The sequence below is a fragment of the Streptomyces sp. GESEQ-35 genome, from assembly GCF_017948485.1.
Classification (GTDB): Bacteria; Actinomycetota; Actinomycetes; order Streptomycetales; family Streptomycetaceae; genus Streptomyces.
In genome coordinates, this window is record NZ_JAFFSX010000007.1 from 363113 (window position 1) to 369477 (window position 6365).

Consider the following 6365-nt stretch of genomic DNA (forward strand, 5'->3'; position numbering starts at 1 on the left):
TGAAGGCGGCGGCCCCCTCCGACGGGGCCGCCGCCTTCACGTTTCTGTGCCGCGAATCACCTGGTGCCGGAGGTCTCCGGCAGCCGCGCCCCCGCCTTCTCCAGCGGGACCGCCTTGCCGTCCGACCCCACGACCTTGCGGTCACCCAGCGGCTCGTCCAACTGCACGGCCTGGTGGTACTGCTTCGCGATCATGATGCAGACCTTGTCCGGCCAGGGTGTCTCGGTCACCGTGACCGTCACCTGGCCGCCGTTCTCGGTCGCCGTCGCCTTGTAGTCGGCGCAGACCCCGCCGGTGAAGGCGACGGTCAGCTCGTTGCCCTCGGCCGTGTAGCCCTCGACCGTCACCTCACGGGTGGCCGGCGCGGAGGTCGGCTCGTCGCCGGGTGAGGTCGGCAGCGTGCTGGGCTGCCCGCTCGGCGCCGACGGCGAGGCCAGGAACTTCGGGTCGACCGCGGGATGCGTCACCGTGAAGGAGTCCTCGCCGCCCGGCGCCCGTACCTCGTACAGCCAGGACGGCACCAGCGCCGGCTGCCCGCCCACGGTGTGCGAGGCCAGCCCGAACACCGCCTTCTCGACGGCGATCGTCTGCTTCTGCGGAGCGTCGGTCGACGATCCGCACGGCGCCTCCAGCCGGTCCTTCAGCGGCACGGGACTGGCGCATCCGCCGATGCCCATACGGTGGTCGGCCGCCGGAGCCGTGTTCATCAGGCCCAGCGTCTTCTCGGCGCTCAGGACGGGATACGTGTCCCCCTTCACCGGCGCCTTCAACTGGCCGCTGCCGCCCACGACTTCGCCCTCCGGACTGATCGTGAGCCCGGTCGTCCAGCCGTACGTCGGCAGCTCGCCGACCGCCCGATCGGCGTTCACCACCCGCTGGGCGCCGATCACCTGGCTCGTGTCGAGCTTGGCGTCGTCCTGCCCGACCGCCTTCAGGATCGGCGCGGCCGCCTCCTGCGCGGCCTCGGCGCTCACCGGGTCGCCGGCCGGATTGGCCGGGTCCTTGGAACAGACGGTGGTGCTTTGACAGTCATCCGTCCCGGGCGCGTACCGGTGGAACGTCCAGGTACCCGGCGCCGCCTTGCTCACCTGAAGACTCGGCCCCGCCGCGTCCTGCGCCCCCACCTTCCAGGCCTGTCCCTCGGCAACCGGCGTCCCGTCCACCCCGAGCGCGGCGGCCAGCTCGGCCACCTCGTCCTCTGTGACCTCGCCCTTCGCCCCGTACACGGGCGCGGAGTCGGGACCGTCCGGCAGCTCACCCTCGGCCCGATACGTCACCCCGTTCGGGTCGGGCTCGCCCGGCGCGATACCCGCGGCGCCCTCGGAGTACCCGTCGAGCGCGAGCGGCGGGGGAGTGTCGTCGCCGGGGGCCCCGGACGTCGTACCACCACCGTCAGAACCACCGGACGCGGTAGCGGCGAAGTACGCCCCACCACCGCCCACGAGCAGCACGGCGGCGGCGACGGAGGCGACGGCAACGGGCGAACGCCGCCGACCGGGCCGCACGGCACCGCCGTCCTTGGCGGCGACCACATGGATGTCGGAGGTGTCGGCGTCGGGGGAAGTGGCGTCGGGTTCGTCGGAGCCGGACGCTTCCGCGCTGAGGGGTGTTACGCCGGTTCCTGGCGCTTCCGCGCCGGAGGGCGTGGCGTCGGGTCCGTCGGCGGCGTCCGCGTCGCGCGTCTCGGGGGCGGAGCCGTCGCCTTTCGCCAAGGCGTCCTTGTCCTCGTCCTCCCGGACGCTCGGCTCCTCAGAGGCGCCGTCTGTCTCCTCGGCACCCTGTTCCTCCGACGCACCCGTCCCTTCCGGGACCCCCGTCTCCTCGGCCCTCTCGGCCCCGTGGACCCCCTCGCCGTTCCCGGCGGTGTCATCGGCGTCCCGAGTCCTGCCGCTGTTCTCGGCGGCACCGGCCTCGGCGGCGTCGTCGTTGTCGGGTCGCTCGGCGTTCACCGCATCGCTCCTTCTGCTGCACGCTGTCCCTTTTGACCCGGCCCTGCCAAATACCGAATACAGGCGGCCGTCGGGTCGTATGACGCATCCCCTCTACGGGGGACAGCGATGGGACGCAGCGGGGGAGCGCGCGGTTCCCCTGAAGGCGTCGATTAAGGGCCTGTCCGGCGGATCATGCCGCAGACGCGGGGCCTGGCACGCCCATCTGCGGCGTTGTCGTCAGTCTCCCCCACTCTCGGCTGCGCTCGAGCGGGGGGACCCCCATCGCCCCGCTCACCAGCGCTGATTCGGCACCGCTTCTTTCCTGCGACCTGATCCGCCGGACAGGCCCTAGTCGCCGTAGTCCGACATCGCGTCCAGCAGCCGCGCGGACTTCTTCGGCACGCTCACCCCGTGAATGAGTGACGGGGAGACGGGAAGGGCGGCGCTCCGGTCGGGAACCGTCCAGTGGGGGGCCATCCGGGCGCAGTCGCCGCGCAGCGACGCCAGATCGCCTTCCAGGTCGACCGGGACCGGAGCATGGACGTCGAGTTTCGTCATAACGGCACCGTAGGCACGCCCGAGTCGGCGAAGAAAGATCTACTATCGGGTAGTTTTGGTCGCTTCAACGTCACCACGCCGACCCGGTAGCGTTAACTGTCAATCCGCCTCCGCATCCGCAGGAGAGTCCTAGCCGTGCGCATCGCAGTCACCGGCTCCATCGCCACCGACCACCTCATGACCTTCCCCGGCCGCTTCGCCGACCAGCTCGTCGCGGACCAACTGCACACGGTCTCGCTCTCCTTCCTGGTCGACAACCTCGACGTACGCCGGGGCGGGGTCGGCGCGAACATCGCCTTCGGTATGGGCCAGCTCGGCACGAAGCCGATCCTGGTCGGCGCCGCAGGCTTCGACTTCGACGACTACCGTGCCTGGCTCGACCGGCACGGCGTCGACACCGACTCGGTCCGTATCTCCGAGACGCTGCACACCGCCCGCTTCGTCTGCACCACCGACGCCGACCACAACCAGATCGGCTCCTTCTACACCGGTGCGATGAGCGAGGCCCGCCTCATCGAGCTGAAGACCGTCGCGGACCGCGTCGGCGGCCTCGACCTGGTGCTGATCGGCGCGGACGACCCGGAGGGGATGCTCCGCCACACCGAGGAGTGCCGCACCCGGTCCATCCCGTTCGCCGCCGACTTCTCCCAGCAGATCGCCCGGATGAACGGCGACGAGATCCGGATACTGCTCGACGGAGCGACGTACCTCTTCTCGAACGAGTACGAGAAGGGCCTCATCGAGTCCAAGACGGGCTGGACGGACGAGGAGATCCTGGGCAAGGTCGGCCACCGCGTCACCACGCTCGGCGCACGCGGTGTCCGCATCGAGCGGGCCGGCGAGGACCCGATCGAGGTCGGCTGCGCCGAGGAGGAGCGCAAGGCCGACCCCACCGGCGTCGGCGACGCCTTCCGCGCCGGCTTCCTCTCCGGCCTCGCCTGGGGCGTCTCCCTGGAGCGCGCCGCCCAGGTCGGCTGCATGGTCGCCACGCTGGTCATCGAGACGGTCGGCACCCAGGAGTACCAGCTGCGCCGCGCCCACTTCATGGACCGCTTCACCAAGGCGTACGGCCATGACGCCGCCGCCGAGGTCCAGAAGCACCTCGCGTAACCAAGCGGCCCCGGGGCCGCTAGGAGACCCGGCGGACCAGGTACGCGGTGCCTCGGTCCGCCGGCTCCTCACCGACGTACTGCTGCCCCCGCATCTCGCACCACGCCGGAATGTCCAGTCGGGCCGCCTCGTCGTCCGACAGCACACGGACCGTGCCGCCGACCGGTACGTCCCCGATGACCTTCGCCAGTTCGATGACGGGGATCGGGCACCGCTTGCCGAGCGCGTCCACGACCAGGACGTCCTCCCGCACGCTCGTCGCCGGTGCCGGTGCCGGTGCCGGTGCCGGTGCCCCCAGCTTCTCCCGCACCGCGGCCACCGCCCCCGGCAGCACCGCCAGGAACCGTTCGACGTCCTCTTCCGGTGTCCCGAGCGGCAGCGAAACCCGTACGTTTCCCTCACTCAGCACCCCCATCGCCTTCAGCACATGGCTGGGCGTCAGCGTGCTGCTCGTACAGGACGATCCGGAAGAGACGGAAAAGCCGGCGCGGTCCAGTTCATGGAGCAGAGTCTCTCCGTCGACATAGAGACAGGAGAAGGTGACGATCCCGGGCAGCCGGCGCACCGGATCCCCGACCACCTCCACATCGGAGACCGACTCCGGCACCCGCGCCCGGATCCGCTCCGTCAACTCCCGCAGCCGTACCGCCTCCTGCGCCGCCTCCGCCCGCACCGCCCGCAGCGAAGCCGCCGCCGCCACGATCGCCGGCAGATTCTCGAACCCGGCCGCCCGCCCCGACTCCCGCTCGTCCACCGGCCCTTGAGCCGCGAACCGCACCCCTTTCCGCACGACGAGCAGCCCGACCCCCGACGGCCCACCCCATTTGTGCGCGCTGGCGGTCAACAACGACCAGTCACCCGCAACCCGCCCCCACCCCAGCGACTGAGCGGCATCCACCAGCAGCGGCACCCCCGCCTCCCGGCACAACTCCGCCACGGCGCCGACGGGCTGCTCGCTACCGACCTCATGGTTGGCCGACTGAAGACACGCCAACGCGGTGTCAGGGCGGAGGGCAGCGGCGTACGACGACGCACTCACCACACCCATGCGATCCACGGCCACCTGCCTCACCGCCCCACCATCCGCCTCATGCACATCGGCCGAATGGAGCACCGAGGAATGTTCGACGGCCGACACGATCAGGTGACGTCCGACCCGCCGCCGCCCCGCCAACGCCCCCGCGATTCCGGAGTGCACGGCACGCGTACCGGACGAGGTGAACACCAGCTCATCCGGCCGACACCCCACCGCCTCAGCAGCCGCCTCCCGAGCAGCATCCAACAACAACCGAGCCCGCCGCCCTTCCCGATAGAGGCGGGCAGGATCAGCCCACCCCTCATCCAGAGAGGCCATCAGCGCCTGCCGAGCAACGGGATGAAGCGGAGCGCCAGAAGCGGCATCAAAGTAGGACACACAGCAACGCTAAACCCCCGTTCACTACAACGCCTTAAGGGGCGCGGGGAACTGCGCGACCAGCCACAGTCAACCCGCACCCGCCAAACCAGCGAACCGACGGAGTTACTAGGCACCCCTCCTCGCGAACCCTCGGAGAGCGTCGGCTAGGGTTTGGTCCGCATAAACATCCAAACCCCTGCCCGACGCAGGGCGGCGACCGACCACCGAGTAGGGCAGGCCGCAGCCAAACCGCGCGGGCGAGACTCTCGGGAAGGCGCTACGTGAGTCCCAACGGCTCCGACCTCCCCCACGCCCTGGGGGGCGCGGGCGGTACCCCCACGCCGCGGCGCCCGATGCGGCGGAAGCTGCTGCAGGCACTGACCGTGGGCTTGGTCCTTGCGACCGCAACCGGTTGCACATCCGAGGACTTCCCCCGCCTTGGTATGCCCACCCCCACCACCGAAGAGGCCCCGCGAATCCTCTCCCTGTGGCAGGGATCCTGGGCGGCCGCGCTCGCCACCGGCGTGCTGGTCTGGGGCCTGATCCTGTGGAGCACCATCTTCCACCGGCGCAGCCGCACCAAGGTCGAAGTCCCTCCGCAGACCCGGTACAACATGCCCATCGAGGCGCTGTACACGGTGGTCCCGCTCATCATCGTCTCGGTGCTCTTCTACTTCACGGCCCGCGACGAGACGAAGATTCTCAGTCTCGACAAGAAGCCCGACGTCACGGTCAACGTGGTCGGCTTCCAGTGGAGCTGGGGCTTCAACTACATCGAGAACGTCGACGGTTCCACCGGTGACGCGAAGACCGACAAGAACCTGGACGCGATCCCGGACCGGTTCAAGAAGGAGTTCCCGGCGAACGCCGGCGGTGTCTACGACGTCGGCACGCCCGGCACGAAGAACCCGCAGACCGGCAACCCGGGCCCGACCCTCTGGCTCCCCGAGGGCAAGACGGTCCGCTTCGTCCTCACCTCGCGGGACGTCATCCACTCCTTCTGGGTGGTGCCGTTCCTCATGAAGCAGGACGTCATCCCGGGCCACACCAACTCCTTCCAGGTGACCCCCAACAAGGAGGGCACCTTCCTGGGCAAGTGCGCCGAGCTGTGCGGCGTCGACCACTCCCGGATGCTGTTCAACGTGAAGGTCGTCTCCCCTGAGCGCTACGAACAGCACCTCAAGGACCTCGCCAAGAAGGGGCAGACCGGTTACGTTCCCGCCGGCATCGCGCAGACGAGCCACGAGAAGAACCGGGAGACGAACAACCTGTGAGCATCCTCAACGAACCCCAGGGTGCCGCCGCAGCGGAGTCCCACTACACGGACGAGCTGCCGGTCAGGCGCAAGCAGCCCGGCAACGTCGTGATCA

At 69.9% G+C, this 6365-nt stretch carries 5 protein-coding genes; 2 read left to right on the forward strand and 3 right to left on the reverse strand.

Annotated elements, in window-relative coordinates:
- Positions 1-56: 56 nt before the first annotated feature.
- Positions 57-1949 (reverse strand): hypothetical protein, encoded by a 1893-nt coding sequence (locus KCH87_RS17175; protein ID WP_308298845.1) that lies wholly within the window; start codon positions 1947-1949, stop codon positions 57-59.
- Positions 1950-2279: 330 nt separating this feature from the next.
- Positions 2280-2489, reverse strand: a complete 210-nt coding sequence (locus KCH87_RS17180) for a hypothetical protein (RefSeq protein ID WP_210576199.1) — start codon at positions 2487-2489, stop codon at positions 2280-2282.
- 135 nt (positions 2490-2624) lie between these two features.
- On the opposite strand from KCH87_RS17180, the gene KCH87_RS17185 reads away from it, so the two are divergent.
- On the forward strand, positions 2625-3599 hold the full coding sequence (locus KCH87_RS17185; protein ID WP_210586970.1) for a carbohydrate kinase family protein: 975 nt from the start codon (positions 2625-2627) through the stop codon (positions 3597-3599).
- Positions 3600-3618: 19 nt separating this feature from the next.
- Here KCH87_RS17185 and KCH87_RS17190 read toward each other — a convergent pair whose 3' ends face one another.
- Complete coding sequence (locus KCH87_RS17190; protein WP_210586971.1) at positions 3619-5013, reverse strand: cysteine desulfurase/sulfurtransferase TusA family protein; 1395 nt, start codon at positions 5011-5013, stop codon at positions 3619-3621.
- Between the two features lie 263 nt (positions 5014-5276).
- Here KCH87_RS17190 and coxB point away from each other — a divergent pair, with 263 nt between their 5' ends.
- On the forward strand, positions 5277-6269 hold the full coding sequence (gene coxB, locus KCH87_RS17195) for a cytochrome c oxidase subunit II (protein WP_374199004.1): 993 nt from the start codon (positions 5277-5279) through the stop codon (positions 6267-6269).
- Positions 6270-6365 lie beyond the last annotated feature (96 nt).

What these genes read in the sequence shown, in the direction of transcription:
- KCH87_RS17180 (WP_210576199.1), bottom strand. Translation starts at nt 2,489, where the DNA reads ATGACGAAACTCGACGTCCATGCTCCGGTCCCGGTCGACCTGGAAGGC.